We start from the raw sequence: 17,539 nt of genomic DNA, 5'->3' as shown, positions 1-17,539 counted from the left end.
CCGTTTGCAAACGGTTAATAAAAATTTTTTGGCTTCGCCGCTGTGCGTCTCAGCCGGAAATGGTTTTTATTTCTTTTTTTGTTTTCTTCGTTTTCTCCTTAGTAAACAGTCCCGCTGTATATTTCTCGTACAGCTCGAACAGGAACACCATCCGGTTCGCTTCGCTGGAAAATGCTTGCGATCTGTACGCCAAATCTACCGATTTGTCCAGCTCATTATGTGCTTTCATCAACGCAGGTGGCATGCTCAAAGGATTATATAGGTCAGCAAGCGAAGAGTCAGGAAACAGTAACCGCGCATTTAGAACTTTCTGAGCGGCGGCCTCTATGGTGGTAAACTGTTTTTCTGTAGGGTTTTCAGGCCATGGGAAGTTATTGTAGACAATGTCTTTGGAATAACGGTAATCGCTTTTTAAACGGCCGCAAATGTTTTTAACCCAAGACATGTGCATGACAGACATTAATACTCCAAAGTGAAATAAGTTTGCACCAGAGATAATGTATATGCTGTTGCTAGGAATATATTCTTTAGTTAAAAAGGCAAAAGGAATATATTTTCTGTTTTCCGACGTTGTTGCAGGGATTACAATAAAAGTGTCTGGATTTTTTAAATCTCTAAACTGATATGGTCGCTCAGCAAGTTTTCTTGTATCGGCAAATGTGCTATTTAATCTGTTCGCCTTACAATTTTTAATTCTTTCTTGCAAAATCGGTAATTCGCGAATTTCATTAAATGAATCAGTTATCCAAAAACAGTATCGATTTATCCCATTTAAAAATTCACGTCCACTCACTAAATTCTTAATGAATTTTTCACCTTTTGGTTCTTTTGCTAAATATTCATTCTTTTCATCTTCTGACAGAATTAGATACCCACCATCAGTGGGCTGATTTCCTTTAAATATTTGAGGAACTTTACATATCGGATTGGATTTCTTATCAATTAGAATATCTTTTCCTTCAATTATATAAGGGTTGATGTTTTTTACCTTCAATTCCTGAGCTTCGGCTTCAATATCGTCATACTCAAAAATACTCTTGTTTTTACTGTCGTAATTTGCAAATCCAACTATTACGCAATATACAGCAGCATTTCCTTTTGCTTCATTGCTCCATTTGAAGGTACGGTGTGCAAAATGAATTTTGATGTGGTACCTTTTCAGCATTTCGCTCCAGAGGATGCTGATCTGTTCGCCTTGAACGATTGAATTGGTAGATACAAAGGCCACTTTTATTTTAGTGTCCCATATATACTTTGCTGCTTTTATGTACCATCCTGTTACGTAATCCAGAACGCCGCTCCCGGCGGAGTTTCCGAACTCACGCACAATTTGGTCGCGCTGGTGTTGCTTCATTATATTCGAACCGATAAAGGGCGGATTTCCAATAATATACGATAGCTCAGTTTTAGGAATCACGTCCTCCCAATTGGTTTCCATGGCATCGGCATGCACAATATTTGCCGATTTCTTCAGCGGGAGCCGTGCAAAGTATTGCCCAAATTCATTGCTCACCAACATATTCATTTGGTGGTCTATAAGCCACATCGCCACTTCTGCAATACGTGCAGGAAATTCTTCATATTCAATACCATTCACCTGATCCACATCGATCCAGAGAATTTGGCTAACGTCCAAAACTGCCTGTCCAGATTTGTTTTGTGCCTTCAGCACTTCAAATTCCAGCAGCCGCAATTCTCGGTAGGTAATGACTAGGAAATTTCCGCAGCCGCATGCGGGATCCAGAAATTTTAAAGTGCTCAGCTTTTTATGAAATTCAGGTAGTTTGTTTTTATTATTCCTTATGCTTTCAAATTCCTGATACAGATCATCCAAGAACAAAGGTTTTATGAGTTTCAGAATATTGGTTTCGCTCGTGTAGTGTGCGCCAAGGTTCCGGCGTTCCTTGGGATTCATTACACTCTGGAACATGGATCCAAAAATAGCAGGAGATATTTTGCTCCAATCGATAAAACAACATTCGAGCAATGCCTGGCGCATTTTGCGGTCAAAACTTGCCATGGGCAATATTTCTTCGAACAGTTTCCCATTCACGTAGGGAAAGTCGGCTAACTGTTCATCAAGATTTTTGAAGCGGTTTTCCGCAGCAGTGTTCAGCACCTGAAACAATTCCTGAAGCTTCGCGGCAAGATCACTTCCGTCCTCATTGGTCCGCTGCTCAATATATTCCTGAAACTGTTGTTTATTGAAAATTGTCGTATCCTCCGCAAATAGGCAGAATAGAATTCGTACTAAATAAACTTCCAACGGATGACCTGTGTAACCGATTTCTTCAAGCCGGTCGTGAAGCTTGCCCATCAACTCGGCGGCTTTGATGTTCGCTGGATCCTGCTCTTTGTAGATTTTTTTTTGATAACCCAAAAGATAACCGAAGTGCTGAACATTGTTCACCAGATCGATGAGTTTAAATTCTACCGTTTTGGTTTCCTCCATGTCATAAAGTCGGAAATTTTCAAAGTCGGAGATCAAAATGTATTTTGGGAGTTCGTGCTCTCTCAGACCGTGAGTATATTCAATTGCCTGAATGTAGGCCTTGTCCAGATTCTTGCCGCGGCTTTTCATCTCTATGAGGATGGTTCCTTTCCATAGTAAATCTATGTAACCGTCTCTATTGTCAAGCTTTTTAACTTTATGTTCAAATGTTGAAACTCTTTTTCTCGTGATGCCAAACACATTGAAAAACTCTACCAGAAATGGTTTGGCGTCAGCTTCTTCGTTTGAAGTATCGAGCCATTCTTTTGAAAATTGTAGTGCGCGGTCTTTTATTTCGTTCCAGCTTAGTGTCATGTACAAATATTGAACTCAAATATACAATTTTTCCTCTGCGTTCTCTTTGGTCGCTTGCAGGGAGTTTTGATTTTTATTTTGTAATCAAATCTAATATTGATTGATCAATATCTTCTTTATAAATTAATGTTAGATCGAAAATATTATACAATGCTTTAGTTTCATATATAAATTCATTTTGATCAGATATATCCTTCCATAGTACAACATCCCATTCTTTATTGATACAGCTTTGCATCTTATAAGTATATACATCAGATTCTATAAAAATGATTAAAGTATATCGCGTGACTGGAAAATCAAAATCAGAGAATGGTGGTTTAAATATCCAATTTTCTGCCATTTAGAAAATTTTTAAAATTTCAAATTTTTCTCCTCCACGATTTCCATCAACGCTGCAGAAAACAAAATTTTCTTTTCTTCAAGAACAGTAAAATCTGTTGTAGTATTAATCCGCTTCATCGCTTCAAAATGATTTTCATTATTGGCTTCGGCTACTTTTTCGATGGTTGTAATATAAGGCTTCACGGTTTCAGCATAGTTTTCTTTGCAGAGAAGCTTTGCCATTGTGCGACCTTCTTCTAATAACTGTAGATTTCTGAATGTTTTTTGTTCGATCATTAGTTTTTTTTTAAAGTTTCAACTTTTTAATAATTCCATTTTATTATTTTTTTAACAATAAATCTTTTGTAAATAATTCTACATCAAGAACCATTATTTTTCTTGATATTTCATCCTTTAGAAAAACATACAATCCATTATTGTATACAATTACATATTTTTGGGAGGAGTTATCATTTATTTTTCTTTCGATAATCAGATTGTTCTCAATACTTACGATATTATTCGCATTTAATCTATAGAATATACTAAAGTAAACTAAGAACGACAGCAAAGAAAATCCTACAAGTAAAAAAAATCCTTGTCTTTTTTGGTCGCGTATATCACGTTTTTCCTCAAAAAAATCAGTGTGATCTTTTATACTATTTTTACCTTCTGACATTTCTTCAATTTTACTAAGCATAACATGAGAAATTATAAAAAGTGGTAAAAATATATACACTGCTAAATAAAATTGATTCAAGTACACTGTCAGATAAAGTAAACCTGCAATGCAGAAAATCAAAGAAAGAAAATATGATAGCCATTTAACCCATTTATGTGAATTCTGTGCAACCCGTATAGCACTCAGAACAGTGATTAAGAGTATTCCAAGAAATATAGCGACAAAAAAAAGGAATAGTACACCATCCAATAAACCCTGTTGTGGGGAATAATAAATTATTAATGAGGGTGATAAAAGAATTAAATTAATAATCTGATTAAGTCCTCCTAAAAGTGACAAAAATACTACTAGCAATGTAATATTTTCTTTTAAAAACAACCAATATTTATCTATATCATTCAAAAAAAAGTCAAAACTATTTTCACTATACAAGGATTTTCTACCCATCTTAATTCCTTTTAATTATAAGTAAATATACGAAATTACTAATGCGTCAACGGCGCATAACTCCTCTCACTCGTATATTTATTTTTCAAAATATTCATATACTTCGGGCGACACATGTAATATTTCAGCGCATCACTCATATTCGTGGACCACATTGGGCGCCTTTGCATTGGGATGCTTTCCGAGGATTTATCTTTACGGATCCTGCGGATTCCAAAACGGTCGGGCTTTATGATTTGTTTGGCGACTTCCATGGAGGATTTCAATTCTTTGCACTGGAGACGATCCATTAATAATTTCGGAAGTTTGGTATTGGTTTCGGTCATTACAGCCATCATCAAATTGAATTCCTCTTCCTGCAAGATCGTTGCCTGACCAATACTCATTAAATTAACCTTCCAACCGGTTGGTTTATCATCCACAAATTCAATATGTCGTTTGATGGATGTGGCGCGGTCATTTCCTGTCTTATGATTTTGATTTCCAGAGCGGTCATAGTACAGATCCAACACTTTCATTTTGTGATTTCGAAAAAAGTCACGGAAATCTTTGGCGATTTCTGCTTCGTTTTGTTCGAGTGTCCAGAAGTTTTTAAGGATCCTTTGAACCCAACCCTGTTCCTGACCAATAATCAGGGAATTCATATCTCCGAAATCCATTCCACCCTCTAATTTCTGGCGATTGTTGATGTATTTCAACCCATCAGAAGTCAAAGCAACGTTATCACCGAAGCCGTAATTGTCGTAGAACTCCAATAAAAGTCCGTCATCATAGAAATTCTTGTCGGATAAGTACGGATAGAATTTTTCACCTTGCTTAACTTCATGCTTCATGGTCAAAATTGCAGGTCGAAATCCTTCTGGACCCAAAGATTCCAATTGCTTTTTGAAATAATCCAAACGCAGAATATCCGCATTTGCAAAGGTGGAAACCATGAGAAATAGAGTAGAGTTGATGCGTACTTTTGCCAGGCGCTGGTTCCACCTATGAAACAATCTTTTTTGTCGGTCAAATTCAAACTGATCTTTCTTTACATAGGCTTTCATCATTTTCTCCTTAATCTCATTCACGGTAATGGAAGCGTGCAGAACCAAGCGCAAATTTTCGGGATTCATATTTTTCTCCTGATCCAGAATCCAGTCGAATTCATTGGAGTTCAAAATATTCGGCATATCGGTCGTGAAGGTTTTCCCCAGGTAATAATGAGAGTGCCCGAAACGCATTCCTTCTCCACGAGCTGCGGGCAAAAGTTTGTCCAGTTTTTCTTTGACGAAATATTTTACTTCGTCCCCAAAAAGATGCTGATAAGAATCTCCCGCCATGGATGAAATCACATCCATAGATGCGAGTTTGAAAAAACCACCATTATAAAAACTGATGGTATGCTTATAAGTCAAAGGTTTTTTATAAGGCTTATCGAAAGAATCTGGCGGTCGTTCATTCGTTACATAATGAACGCCTTCTTTTAAACCGATATCGTTCCAACCTTTGATCATGGAGGGAACTGTGTTCGATAATAAGTTGGAATAATAATCACCTACAAACGCAAAGTAAGCTCCGGGCATTGCTTTAGAAATTTTAATGGAACGCCTTGCCTGAATACTCGTCGTTTTTCCCATTGCACGACCTGCCAATAAATAAAGATTGGTAGGATCATAAACTTCTACGGCCATGCCGACAGGATTTACATAATGGTATTCTGCATTTCCTTTGAATGTTCCGTTAGCGGCTTCAAAAATTCTGTTGGATGACATTATTTCCTAGGGTTTTCTTCGAAGTTGAGGAAGCGGAAAGGCAAACCATCTACTTCGGCTTTGGCGGCTTCTTTTATTTTCTCTGGAACATCGGGCAGATCATCAATAAACTGAGCGATAGCGCGACGATCTTCCGGCTCTTCGCCAAACATTTTGATATCGGTAGTCAAGACTTGGATCTGTTTCATTAAATCCTCTTCCATTTCCAGGATATCATCTTTATCCAGACCGATAACGTCGCCTAATTCCCGAACAATGCTGTTTGCATCACGTGCATCTTTGGTTGTCTTTGCTAATCTCAAAGCCAACATGTAATTTTTCCGCATCATATCTGCGATCAAAAAACGCCAAGTATCTTTCGGTAAATTATTTTCAATTTTAAAATAATTGAAAGTATCATTAATGAGTTTCACCGCCTGGAAGCGATGAAGATTATGTACAATGACCAAATGTTTTACAATAGCTTCTTTATTGGGAAATTCAAAACCACGACGGTACATGCCCCAAATTTTCTCAAGCATCAACATATATTCTGCAAGTTTTGGCGGTACATTTTTCGGACTTCCCGTTTCCAGAAATTCCAAAAGATCATCGAGTTCTATTTCGTCGAAATTCATTTATTATAAACTTTTCAATTCTTCACTATACTTGAATATCGCCATAGTTGCTTTATTCTCAATAAATTGCGCACGTTTTTTTTTATTTTCAAATTTTAAAATTTTTTTGTCATATCTTCTTTGTGAAGAAATTGAAACATTGTATAAAAGTCTCGCAAGATTGAGACATAGATTTGTCAATAGTTTTGTCATTTTATTCAGTATTAAAAATTTCGTTTTTTATATTTTCTATTCGTTGCTCTTCCCACTTTTTTTCCATCTGTTGTTTAGCGGTCAGGTTTCCTTTGCGGGCATTTTCTAAAGTCACGGCATCTGTCTCACTTTGCGCCAGATAAAGCCCACGTTTGTACGCATCTGATATCGGAGTTCCATTGATACGGAAATCCCGCAAAAACAAACGTTTCTGCCGTTGCAAAGTATCTGCAATTTTATCCGCAGAAAAACCAACCGAAGCCAGTTCTGCAATCATTTGACCTTCCGCATCCGAGATCGGACACCAAATGGATATTGTTTCCGTAGTTATGGGAACTTCACTCATTTTAATTAATTCTGTGCACGACCTTGCAGTCGTAAAATAATTGTTTCCGTAGTTTCATTACATCTTCATTATTCGTGAAAATGTACTGTTCATATTGGGCGTTCTTACTCCAGTTCCCAGAACCTTCAATGCAGAAATCTCCGAATTCGGTTTTGGCCAAAGTAATCTTGCTGTGATTCCAGGTGTAGATGATCGTTACATTGCCGTCCGTTTCTGCCCAAGCGTTCAGCGCGTCGCAAATCCGCGGATTTCTGGAGCGCATAGAATCTGAAATCAATAACTTAATTCGCCCGATTCTGCCACTTGCCTGCATTTCTTGCAGAGCTTCCAGTACAGAAAGTGAAACAGAATAAGTCGTGGCGTACAATTCTTCAATAAACTGTAATCTGGAAATTAATTCTACAAATGTGAAAGCATTGAAGCTGCTCATGGTCTGTAGAAAAAATATTTCTCCTGGATCTGGCAAGCGTTTTAAATCTTCCGGAAGATTGTTCACCATGTAAGATTGCACGTTCAGAAATTTAGAGGTGAAGGCGGAACAATCTTTGCCCGCCTCGTCTTGGTTATTAGTTTTTACCCCTATGTCTTCTTTCTGAAAAAGCATTTACTTTTCAAATTTGTAATTGAATTTGTCAATCAGATTTCTCTCGGCATTTACTAAGCGGAAAGTCCATTCCGCTTCTTTCTCCTTATTTTCTGCCTTGGCATATTTGGAAACCGATTTCAAAGCATTGCCACGATGTTTCACCAAATCAGCTTCGGACATTTCCCCGATTTCCTGCTCAATCTTAAGATTTTTCAATTTCGGATGTTTGCCCAGAACTTTTCCTTTGGATTCTCTGTAGAAATCCAATTCATCTTTAATATCGATGTTATTCTGGTAATCTTTGATGGCTCCAGAAGCCAAAGCAAATAATTTATCTTCAGCCTCGCCTTGATCTGCAGCTTCTAAAGCTTCTGCATGTTTCGCCGCATAGTTTTTATAAGCCGTAATCTTATCGGAAACCAAAACTTTGTAAACATCGGGCGTATTTTCTTCGTTCAGAAATGGATATTCGTCCCGAAGTTTTAAACCGTCCCAGGAAGATTCGTCCAAACCTTTGAGGATAGGATTTTCTAAAGTTTCAGCGTTTTTCTGTGCAAGAGCTTCTGCTTCTTCCGCTTTTTTTGCCGCTTCGATTTCTTTTTTCGTTAATTTTTTCGGCGGATCCTGAACCACTTCTTCTTCCTCTTCTAAGGATGGATCGTAAAGCGCAATTTCTTTGTCGGAAATTCCTTGGTTTTTTTGGATCTCGTATTTCAGATTCACCAATTTATTTGGCGTGTAGCCTAATTGGTAATGGTAAACTTGACGAGCTCCTGCAATGGGAGCGTATTCGTTCAAGAGTTCGTTGTAGACTTTCGAGTCTTTTTTGTTGTCTGGATTTGCCAGAATTTTAATGAAATTACTTTTCATAACTATAATTTTTGAGGATGTGAAATTTTCGGATTGCGATGTAGTGGAATAACAAAATGTTATAAAACCCATCGTAAGTGAAGAACTGGAAGATCAGATTCACGAAATAAACCAGAAATACAAGCACAGAAAACAAATCGATCAAAGCGAAAAGACAAGATTTTTGATAGAAAACCGCAGACGGGTTTTCATTCCTTTGTGCCTCTAAAACGCCAAATTCCGACAGAAAGAACAAAACCGAGAGCGATATTAAAAAGATTCTTTCGGGATAAAACCATTGTATCACTGCAATAGATAACAAAGTAGCGATTTGCCAATAAAACAATCTTTTGTGCCAAATATTCATAGGATATTTATTTAACACGAAGATGCGCAACTGCGTTCGCAATAGTTGTGACGCAAAAAAAACCGCTCATTTCTGAACGGTTTAAAAAGTGCATCGTGTTTGAGCCGATGCACCGAGCAACACGCAATTATTTAGGTTCAACCATTTTCTCTTCCTTCGTTTTATTAATCTTCTTGAATTTATAGGTAAAACCTACACTTAGATGTGGGTAACCTGCCAATTGTTCAAATAAAATTTCGCCCATGATCATATCATCAAAGGTTTGGATTCCTAAGCCATAACTCAGATTGGTTTTAAATTCCCCATTATAGGGTTTCATCACATCATTCTCAAAGTTATTGATGTAACCGCCATAAAAAACGATGTTCCAATATTCCACCACTTGTTTTGCCATTTGCAGTTTCACCGTGTAAAAATCATAAGGAACTGGCAATTTCGGCATTGGATTGTAGTAGTAATTACCGCTGAGTTCCACGGTTTTAATAAAAGATTTTTTATTCTTCGGGGTGTAGAGCATTCCTACTTTCCCCGAGAAAAGTTCTTGGTCCATTTTGTAGGTAAAACCACCGGTATAATTAATGCCTAAAACAGGCTGAAAGCTTTGGGAAAATCCCGCGATAGAGAGCGCTAATAAAATTAGCACGAATATTTTTTTCATGATATTGATTGTAAAAAGGTTTGATTAATTGTTGCAGTGCTGCAACATTCTTTTAAAGTTCTACTTCGTAAAATTTACTTTCCGAGAACGGATAAGTGACATACTGATCATCATCAACCAAGACCATTAATTCTCCTTTGCGGAGCCAAAGACTGGCTTCGTCAACTTCAATTCCTTCATAGGAAATGAGGGCGATTTTGTTTCGATAATGATTCATGAGGCAGAATTTTGGAGTGAATATTTCAGTCTGTAATTCTGGAGCGCATTTATTTCCGCACTTACTTTGTTTTCACCGTAGGCGAAAGTCTCTTTTCCCTTTAAGTTGGAGATTTTGGCAATGAATACGCCGTTGAAATTTTGAAAAGCAATCGTTAGAGATTCTTTTGCTGTTTTGGATTTGGCTGCTGGAGCCGTAGTTACGTTTTGCATTTTATTTTGATTTAAAGTTATCCTCTTCAATAAAACCCACAAAAAAAGACATTGGGTTTCGTGGTTGTCGCAAAACGTAACTAATCCGAGGATAAGTTTTCCACTAATAGCCAATGCCAGAAGTTAATATCGATAAAGTTTTTTGGATAAAATAAAATGACTTATCCTGATCAATTACGTTTTGCTTCTGCAAAGTAGCGTAATACTTTTGAATTGTGCAAGAGAAAGTTTAAAATCATTTTTCATATTTCATATATTGCCCATAATCATAGCCATCTGTTAGTTCAATATGAGTAAATCCTTGATCGTGGATTTGATCGAAATATCCTTCATTTTCAAATTTTCTAAACCATACTTCATCAAATAAAACATATGTTAGTTTTATTTTTTTATTTTCTTTTCCCGAGACTGAAACTCTAATATTTAATCCGTTATCTAACAATTTATTTCTAAAATCTTCACCATATTTTTTTCGAGCTCCCGATGATTCTTTTGCGGATTGTATTTCAAAGTCACGGAGTTTTTTCTCTGCAATTTTAGCTTCATTTTTTATTAAACTATCTCGAGTTTTGATTATACGAAATTCTTGCTTATTCCCCTTGGCTTTTTTGGATAAACCAGAAAACCTTAATATTTCAGTATCAATATAATATTTGTCGGATTTTAAAATGAGATACGCATTTTTAACTTCATCTTCAATATTAGAAATTGGAATTTGATGCTGATTCAAAATTTCTTTTTCTTTTACTGTAAGTCCGTGAGGATCTGTAGCCGGGTTTATATCTGTTTTCAGTTGATACGTTGGTTTGGATTTTTCGCAAGAATAAATCAATGAACCACTTAGAGCAAGAATAAATAGTTTTTTCATAGTAAATTATTTACCCAAATATAAAAAAAACCGCTCATTTCTGGGCGGTTTAATTATTCTCCATCATTTGTGTTATTTTGAAAGCACAAATGTAAACTAAACAGTTTAATTTTAAACTATATTTTCGAGTAAATTATTTTGAAATATTCGTTCAAATAATTTATATCCAATCTGTAAAATCTTTTTTGGTTAAACCTAACTGTTTTAGACCATTTTTAATTATAAATTCCGGTACCGGATCAACGTGGGTTTGTACCGTAATTGGCCTCAGAAGATCTGCTCGAGACCAATGTTCATGTCCGCCTTTTTGCCTGTTGCAACTGCAACCTTTTGATTTTAAAAAATCTTGGTAAAGTTTTAAAGGTACATTTCTTAAATGTTGCGCTGACATAAAAATTTAATATGCAAATTCTATTTCTTCCCGCGAAACCTTGTAAGTCTTATGATTTACAATTTCGTTGTACATAGGATTATTTGCAACTAAATCTGAATCTTTGGGTGGATTAAATTTTGGCTTCTTTTTCGAGCCTTTGATATCCCAACCTAATTCCTTCAATACCCGATCTAAAGTCTTTTTATTATTTGTATATCTAAAAAATTCATGTAAAGCAGCCGAGAATGAGTCTTTGGCCTCTACATGATCGTACCCGTAACCGCTTAAATCTAATGCGGGTGAGTAAATTATAGTTACATTTTCTTCTTCAAATTCCACTAAAGAAAGATCAACTTGATACTTGCCATTGTGAAAACCTAAATCAGCAGATACCTGTAAATTAAGCATAAATAGGAATGATAATCAAAATTATAGTACAAATGTAATAAAATCCACCGTAATACATTACAGAATATTAATAGATTAATTTAATTTTTTGAATAGATTCTGTTGAGAAGTATGATATGTTTTCAGATGTCCTACCAAAATATCCTTAAACTTATCGGTCAAGGTTCTTTTTCCCTGCAAAACCTGACGCGTAAATTCATAATTTAAATCAAATCTTTCGCAGAAAGCTTTTAGATTGATCAATTCTAGGTATTGATATATATATTCCATTCTATAAAGATACGCAAAAAGTTTGTTTTAACCTACTTTTTTAAATAATCGTATTATCGATTTTAGACAAGAGATCTGCGCGAACATCTTCCGCTGCGCCGTAAATGAGATCCTTCATAATTCCGTTGTAATGCCCCATAATTATTCTGTTATGGAAATCGTAGACGCGTTTCCGCTTGTACTGTGTGGCGGATCCTGGATAGCGCAGTTTCTTCATATCTACAAAACGGTAGAGTGCAGCTTGAGTGTAAGTGAGAGAATCGCCATCTGTGGAATAACTTCTGCCACGGAAAGAGGGATCCTTAAATGTGGCGTAACCCTGCATTTGTTTTTGATTCATTTTTCGGGCGTGTTCCTTCAGCACTCGTTCCATGTGCGCTTTGAAAATCGGGGAATCTTCGGCTTTTCTGTCGGCAAGTAAATCCATTATTGGGGAATTTTAGGAGTTTCTTGGAGAATTGAAACCACCGTATTTATTTTTAAAATAATTTTCCATGCCTTCTTTGTTCCTTTTGTGATCCAAATAAAGCCAACCGCTCATTCCGAAAATAACGATGAAAAAACAGAAGAAAATAACAACAAGTGCAAACATAATTTTGAGTTTTAATAGTTATCGGAATAAGCTTTGGAATCGATCTGTATTTCGTAACCATTGCAACTGGCTTTCCGGGAGATCGGACGGATCCGGAAATCATATTGTAATTGTTCTAGGGAACAGTTCAATAATTCTAAACCAAACATTTCAGTCAGGAAAAGTTTGGCAGCTGCTAAGGTTCTGTCAAAAACCGCAATGTATTCATCACGATTTTTAAATTTCTTATAATCCACTTTTTCCAGGAGAAAGAATTGCATGTAGGAAATCATTCCCGCTTCATCTTCTTGCCCAAAACCACCATAAGAGGGCAGAACCGCTATCAATAGAATATTCTGGGAATCTTTGTGATCACCAAGAAGTTCTACCATTTCATCATCGGTCACCAAAACTTCTTTCCGCTTGATTGCGGGAATATTTGAAGTAGCTTCGAGGATGTTTTCTTTTAAAATCGTGGGACTAATCATGGGATTCTGTTTTTTGAGATTCTTCCTGTTTTGTTCTTTCCTGGTCTTCTTTGCGGTTGCGCAGAACCAGATCATACATTCTTACCAAAACCATCATGGCATCTGATTCCCTAAGTTCCGGCAACGTACCGAAAACGCCACTTTCTGCCAATTGAAAAGAAGTTGCGCGCATTCCCAGACTTTCTGGTTCATCGGGATTAATTTCTGTAGTTTCTTCCTCTTTTGCACTGAACAGGATGCGGAGATCCAGTTCTTTGCCATCCAGAACGATGATACATTCTTTGGTGAGATAATTAAAAAAGGAAACGAAGAGCAGATAAAATCCGTAAACGTAGCGGATATCGAGTTGATCAAAGAATTTGATTCTTTTCTCCAGGTTAATTTTAGAATATTTCTCTCCGTTCTTGAGATAAAATATAGCAAACAATTTTACGAGGCTTTCAATTTCGCCATACTTGATGAAGTTATTCAGTTCGCCAACGCCGTCTTCTAATTGTCCATACGTAATTCCCTGGAAAGAATCTTTTGGACCTTTGAATTTGCTGAGTTTATAAGGAACCGTTTTCACAGGATTGTGAATGTAATCCTGCACCAAGTGCATTTGTCCCGCTTCATCAATAGTGAAGAAAGAATTAAGAACTTCTGAAGCGATAAAAATATTTTCCCACTTTTCATCCTGGATGTTTTCTAGATCGCTCTTTTTAAATTCCATATTCATGAGAGAATACAGCAGTAAAATTCTAAATTCTTCTTTGGTAATATCACCCATTTGGAACATGAGCACCAGTTTGGCAGCATCCAGATATTGGCGTTTGTCACATTCGCCAAGGTTTTCAGGAATCCAGAAGCGTTTGCTGATTTCGGGGATTTCTAGGGAGTGCATATTGTCATAAGTTTTATCAAATTTAAACCAATTAGTTTAAATCTAAACCAATTATTTAAGAAGTCGAAACAAAGCCATCGTCTTTAGAAAAATTAATCTGCGGTTTGCTCGTGTAAACCGGCTCTAGTTTTTTCATTTCTATTTCTAAATTTTTCAGCAATCCCGCCAATTCATTGCGGTAAAAGAGGGAAGTACTTTCTTTATCGTAACCAGAACCCGCTTTTTTATCCTGTCTTTCAGAACCTTTTGCGCTCATTAAACCTTCCGGGAATAATTGCACAGAGAATTTCTGAATTCCATCTGCCATTGCAAAATACACGCAACAGTTCTGGATTAGGTTCGTAATGTAATCGTCTTTTTTGATAGGGAGTCTATAATCCGCAAATTTATTTCCCATGCGATTGATGATTTCCCGCTGTTCGCACAGGCGTAAACTTGGCGCGAGTTTGAAATACAATAAATGAGAATCGTTGATGTTTACAAATTTTTGGAACATTTTCAAATTCGGCACATAAAGCCCCGAAAACTGCGTCATATAATCCGAAGGTTCCAAGTCTTCGGAATCCATAATAAAGTTGATGATTTCATCTACGGACTCGTAATATCTGCGTTCCATGGCTTGATTAGAATTATCAATTTGCCACGCAAAAGCCGAAGCTGTATGTTCATCTCTTCGCAATAATCTGCCTTCATTGGTAAAAGCCAGATCATTTAGCGGAATATATTTCCGGAAAGCATCTAAAGCAATGGCATAACGAACCAATTCATATAACTCTTGGGTTTCTTCAGTTGGTGCACTGGAATCTTCTTGAATGGCTTCACACAATTCATAATTCACCTTCCCGATAATATTAAAAATATCGCGGGAAGCAGTTCGCAAATACGGCCAAACTCTGTCCACTTTAATATCTGCATCTACGAAACCTGTAACCTCTAGAAGTTCCCCGGATTCTGCACTGTCTTTTGAGAATAAAATCTTCATGTTATTGGTTTTTAATTCGGTCTTTGCTCGTTTGATCTTCTTGCTTTTGCGCTTCACCATGATACGATCCTAACTTCAATTTCTTTTCTGGAAAATTGATTCTTAATCCATGATTCACAGCATCCATTACAATCATTTCAGGGATTGCTACGCCAGTTAATTTGTACATCAAATAAGCGTACAATTGTTCAGAACCGGAATCGGCTTTTCCATCGCCCGAAATTCCCGCCAAAGATTTATGAATTCCAACTGCAGAAGAAACCGCAGAGTCAGATTTGTTGGCAATGGAAATTTGAGTTTCCACGAATTCTTTAATATTCTGTTCGATCGCCGTAATCTTCCAACCTAATGTTGTCAAATTTTGACCATCGGGCGCGAAGATATCTTTGGTATGCCAAATCTTTCCGGCGTTTCCTTCGCCTGATAATGTTTCGATAATGCTTCTAAACAATAATCTTTCGTAATCATCGAGCATGGTTTCAGAATAGGGAATATCTTTTGCCTGACAATCTTCCTGCATTTCTTTCCGCTTCAAATCCCAGAACGCAGCCGGAGAAGTCACGTGATATTTGGCATTCATAGAGAATTTGGAAAGTGCCTTTAAGATCATCGGAATTGCAGAGGAACGACGGATCCATTCCAGAGCTCCGTAAATAGTAGGAATCGCATAAAAATCAGTAGCAAATGTATATTGGCGCGCATAATGAACCGACCGACCTTTTTTGAAAGGATCCTTGGAATCAAACAGCGGATATAAATCATAACCACCTGGAGAAAATACTAGGTGAGAATCTGAAACAAAAGCGTGCGTTGGTTTTCCCGAATTTTCTTTTCGGCCTAATCTCGTCCAAAGTGGGTTCAGATGTTCCAGACTGTGAATTCTGTTCACACCCATTCGTCCCGACTTAGCGTTGATGACTTCATGAAAAGCACCTTGCATGAAAGAATGATCTACCATAATTTTGTGTAGGTAATTTTTATAATCAAAGGATTCTAACCAGTTTTGAACGTCCGTATCATACGTCCATTCTCTACCCGGCTTGCCATCGATCAAAGCATCTTTGTACAATTGCGGACCTTGACCCCAAAGCAACTGCTGTTTCTTTTCCATGATCCCCGGAATATTGGGATTGTTGTAAACCGTTTCCCGCAATAATTGGGGAATATCATTTCGCAATCCGTAGGGAAGGAGTTCAATACCTTCGATGAGCTGCATACTTTGTCCCCACCCGAAATGTTCTACCGGTCCATCTTGTCGCGGATCAAATCCCGGATCTTCTACGGAGAAAGAAAAACATGTAGAAGGCGTGGAAACAATCCCGCCTTTTGCGCTTTTCTCTATGGTTAATTCTTCCTTGGAAGTAGTGTTGAAGCCTATATTCATGGTTTTATTTTTCTACCGTTGAGTTCGCAGAGAAGCGGCCAATAAAACTGTCGGTTTTCTTCGGTACCCATTCTCATAAAACTTGCGAGGATGTCTGCTTTTTTACTTTGGTTCCGGCGGTAACCTTGCATAAGGATGATATTCTTTTCTTCTACAATTCCCTTTGAAACTTTATCTGTATCGTTCAAGGAAATGAATTTAATGGTAGAAGGAATATTCTGTGCGGAAAGTTCCCGCAAGATCTGCATGCCTTTAAGAGGCGTTACCGTGTTTTCCATAGTGCGAAAATAGAAGGTGCGACCGCTTAAAGTTGTGACGCAAAAAGCCACAAAAAATTCCGTTACCAGCAAAGGCAACGGAATCTCAATAAAACTATGAAAAAAACTAAACTAGGTTCTCCATCTTTCGATCAGTACCGTGATGCTTCCGCTTACAAAAACTTCGAAAGTAATTGTTGAGCCTTGAAGCGCTTTCCACTGCAATCCGCCAATCAACAGGATCATGATTGGTCCGGTGGTATCTTCGGAAATAGTTCCTGCTTTTACCGGATCAGCTTCCTGACCAATAAAAGTAACTTGCTTGGTGGTAATTCCCACCAAAGAAGTAATATCTAAAGGCTGAGTCGTTGCAGTTGTTGCCACTTTTTGAACTGGAGAAAGTGCAGTTAAAGCCGTAGTGAAATCTACAACCGCATAAACAGTATCCTGCAAAACAAGAGGGCCGTAATAAACCATGTAGGTATTTTTTCCACCAACTTCCTGTTCGAATATAAATTCGAATTTACTTCCGTCTTTTCCACCTTTGTGACTTGATTTAAAGATCAAAGGTTCACAAGGTCTGCCCAAAACCTTCACAGGATCTGTGGATTGACAACCCGGAATAAAAATGATAAATTCTTCGTCCGTCATATTTCTGGCATATTCCAAAGCTTCCAGTTCTGTTCCCGGGTGAGTTCCCATGAATTTCACTTTAAAACTTCTGGCATCCTGATCACCGATCGTTTCATAAGAAAACTCTCTGGATGATGTGGTAATATAAATTGGAACTAATCCTTTACCGTCTTTGAAAACCGGTTGACCAGTCAGCAAAACGTTATTATCATCGGTATCCGGAAAGGAAACCAAATCTTGCGTCCAGGCGAGGTAAGCGAATCTGCTCCCTACGTTTGGCGCGCCTGCTCCAGAAGCAGGTCTGTCAACTTTTCTAAATTGATACATATTTTAAATTTTTAAAATTATTGTAAAAAGGGCTTCGG

The 17,539-nt window shown here is 37.3% G+C and carries 24 protein-coding genes; all 24 read right to left on the bottom strand.

Annotated features, from left to right (window positions below; all coding sequences use genetic code 11):
- Positions 1 to 49: 49 nt before the first annotated feature.
- Positions 50 to 2,806, bottom strand: a complete 2,757-nt coding sequence (locus RCH13_RS02810) for a class I SAM-dependent DNA methyltransferase (RefSeq protein WP_326985688.1) — start codon at positions 2,804 to 2,806, stop codon at positions 50 to 52.
- A 73-nt stretch (positions 2,807 to 2,879) separates the two neighbouring features.
- Positions 2,880 to 3,149, bottom strand: a complete 270-nt coding sequence (locus RCH13_RS02805) for a hypothetical protein (RefSeq protein ID WP_326985687.1) — start codon at positions 3,147 to 3,149, stop codon at positions 2,880 to 2,882.
- 11 nt (positions 3,150 to 3,160) lie between these two features.
- The gene (locus tag RCH13_RS02800; protein WP_326985686.1) at positions 3,161 to 3,427 is read right to left on the bottom strand and encodes a hypothetical protein; all 267 of its coding nucleotides are present in this window, start codon (positions 3,425 to 3,427) and stop codon (positions 3,161 to 3,163) included.
- A gap of 43 nt (positions 3,428 to 3,470) precedes the next feature.
- Positions 3,471 to 4,259 (bottom strand): hypothetical protein, encoded by a 789-nt coding sequence (locus tag RCH13_RS02795; RefSeq protein ID WP_326985685.1) that lies wholly within the window; start codon positions 4,257 to 4,259, stop codon positions 3,471 to 3,473.
- 38 nt (positions 4,260 to 4,297) lie between these two features.
- Entirely contained in the window at positions 4,298 to 6,013 is a 1,716-nt protein-coding gene (locus RCH13_RS02790) for a hypothetical protein (RefSeq protein ID WP_326985684.1), read from the bottom strand.
- Positions 6,013 to 6,630: a hypothetical protein gene (locus RCH13_RS02785; RefSeq protein WP_326985683.1), complete on the bottom strand. Its 618-nt coding sequence runs from the start codon at positions 6,628 to 6,630 to the stop codon at positions 6,013 to 6,015. Before RCH13_RS02785 ends, RCH13_RS02790 begins: the two co-directional genes overlap by 1 nt.
- 193 nt (positions 6,631 to 6,823) lie before the next feature.
- A complete protein-coding gene (locus RCH13_RS02780) occupies positions 6,824 to 7,168 on the bottom strand; it encodes a hypothetical protein (protein WP_326985682.1) in 345 nt (114 codons plus the stop codon).
- Position 7,169: 1 nt separating this feature from the next.
- Entirely contained in the window at positions 7,170 to 7,772 is a 603-nt protein-coding gene (locus tag RCH13_RS02775; protein WP_326985681.1) for a hypothetical protein, read from the bottom strand.
- A complete protein-coding gene (locus RCH13_RS02770) occupies positions 7,773 to 8,624 on the bottom strand; it encodes a hypothetical protein (RefSeq protein WP_326985680.1) in 852 nt (283 codons plus the stop codon).
- Between the two features lie 473 nt (positions 8,625 to 9,097).
- Positions 9,098 to 9,628, bottom strand: a complete 531-nt coding sequence (locus RCH13_RS02765; protein ID WP_326985679.1) for a hypothetical protein — start codon at positions 9,626 to 9,628, stop codon at positions 9,098 to 9,100.
- A gap of 52 nt (positions 9,629 to 9,680) precedes the next feature.
- A complete protein-coding gene (locus RCH13_RS02760) occupies positions 9,681 to 9,845 on the bottom strand; it encodes a hypothetical protein (RefSeq protein ID WP_326985678.1) in 165 nt (54 codons plus the stop codon).
- A complete protein-coding gene (locus RCH13_RS02755; protein WP_326985677.1) occupies positions 9,842 to 10,057 on the bottom strand; it encodes a hypothetical protein in 216 nt (71 codons plus the stop codon). The genes RCH13_RS02760 and RCH13_RS02755 overlap by 4 nt, the downstream gene beginning before the upstream one ends.
- Positions 10,058 to 10,292: 235 nt before the next feature.
- Complete coding sequence (locus RCH13_RS02750) at positions 10,293 to 10,925, bottom strand: hypothetical protein (protein WP_326985676.1); 633 nt, start codon at positions 10,923 to 10,925, stop codon at positions 10,293 to 10,295.
- A 160-nt stretch (positions 10,926 to 11,085) separates the two neighbouring features.
- Positions 11,086 to 11,316, bottom strand: a complete 231-nt coding sequence (locus tag RCH13_RS02745; RefSeq protein ID WP_326985675.1) for a type II toxin-antitoxin system HicA family toxin — start codon at positions 11,314 to 11,316, stop codon at positions 11,086 to 11,088.
- A 6-nt stretch (positions 11,317 to 11,322) separates the two neighbouring features.
- Positions 11,323 to 11,706 (bottom strand): hypothetical protein, encoded by a 384-nt coding sequence (locus tag RCH13_RS02740; RefSeq protein ID WP_326985674.1) that lies wholly within the window; start codon positions 11,704 to 11,706, stop codon positions 11,323 to 11,325.
- A gap of 75 nt (positions 11,707 to 11,781) precedes the next feature.
- The gene (locus RCH13_RS02735) at positions 11,782 to 11,976 is read right to left on the bottom strand and encodes a hypothetical protein (protein ID WP_326985673.1); all 195 of its coding nucleotides are present in this window, start codon (positions 11,974 to 11,976) and stop codon (positions 11,782 to 11,784) included.
- Positions 11,977 to 12,016: 40 nt separating this feature from the next.
- A complete protein-coding gene (locus RCH13_RS02730; RefSeq protein WP_326985672.1) occupies positions 12,017 to 12,403 on the bottom strand; it encodes a hypothetical protein in 387 nt (128 codons plus the stop codon).
- Positions 12,404 to 12,415: 12 nt separating this feature from the next.
- Positions 12,416 to 12,568 carry a hypothetical protein gene (locus RCH13_RS02725; RefSeq protein WP_326985671.1) on the bottom strand — a complete coding sequence of 51 codons (153 nt, stop codon included), beginning with the start codon at positions 12,566 to 12,568 and terminating at the stop codon, positions 12,416 to 12,418.
- Positions 12,569 to 12,579: 11 nt separating this feature from the next.
- Positions 12,580 to 13,035 (bottom strand): hypothetical protein, encoded by a 456-nt coding sequence (locus tag RCH13_RS02720; RefSeq protein ID WP_326985670.1) that lies wholly within the window; start codon positions 13,033 to 13,035, stop codon positions 12,580 to 12,582.
- A complete protein-coding gene (locus RCH13_RS02715; RefSeq protein WP_326985669.1) occupies positions 13,028 to 13,918 on the bottom strand; it encodes a hypothetical protein in 891 nt (296 codons plus the stop codon). Before RCH13_RS02715 ends, RCH13_RS02720 begins: the two co-directional genes overlap by 8 nt.
- Positions 13,919 to 13,973: 55 nt before the next feature.
- Positions 13,974 to 14,900 (bottom strand): DUF6712 family protein, encoded by a 927-nt coding sequence (locus tag RCH13_RS02710; protein ID WP_326985668.1) that lies wholly within the window; start codon positions 14,898 to 14,900, stop codon positions 13,974 to 13,976.
- Between the two features lies 1 nt (position 14,901).
- Positions 14,902 to 16,284, bottom strand: coding sequence for a hypothetical protein (locus RCH13_RS02705; RefSeq protein ID WP_326985667.1), 1,383 nt, complete (start codon positions 16,282 to 16,284; stop codon positions 14,902 to 14,904).
- On the bottom strand, positions 16,281 to 16,562 hold the full coding sequence (locus RCH13_RS02700) for a hypothetical protein (protein WP_326985666.1): 282 nt from the start codon (positions 16,560 to 16,562) through the stop codon (positions 16,281 to 16,283). Before RCH13_RS02700 ends, RCH13_RS02705 begins: the two co-directional genes overlap by 4 nt.
- Before the next feature lie 111 nt (positions 16,563 to 16,673).
- Positions 16,674 to 17,501: a hypothetical protein gene (locus RCH13_RS02695; protein ID WP_326985665.1), complete on the bottom strand. Its 828-nt coding sequence runs from the start codon at positions 17,499 to 17,501 to the stop codon at positions 16,674 to 16,676.
- Positions 17,502 to 17,539 lie beyond the last annotated feature (38 nt).

Source organism: Chryseobacterium sp. MP_3.2 (genome assembly GCF_035984805.1).
GTDB lineage: Bacteria > Bacteroidota > Bacteroidia > Flavobacteriales > Weeksellaceae > Kaistella.
The sequence above is the reverse complement of the archived record's forward strand: the minus strand, read 5'-3'. Positions and strand labels throughout refer to the sequence as shown.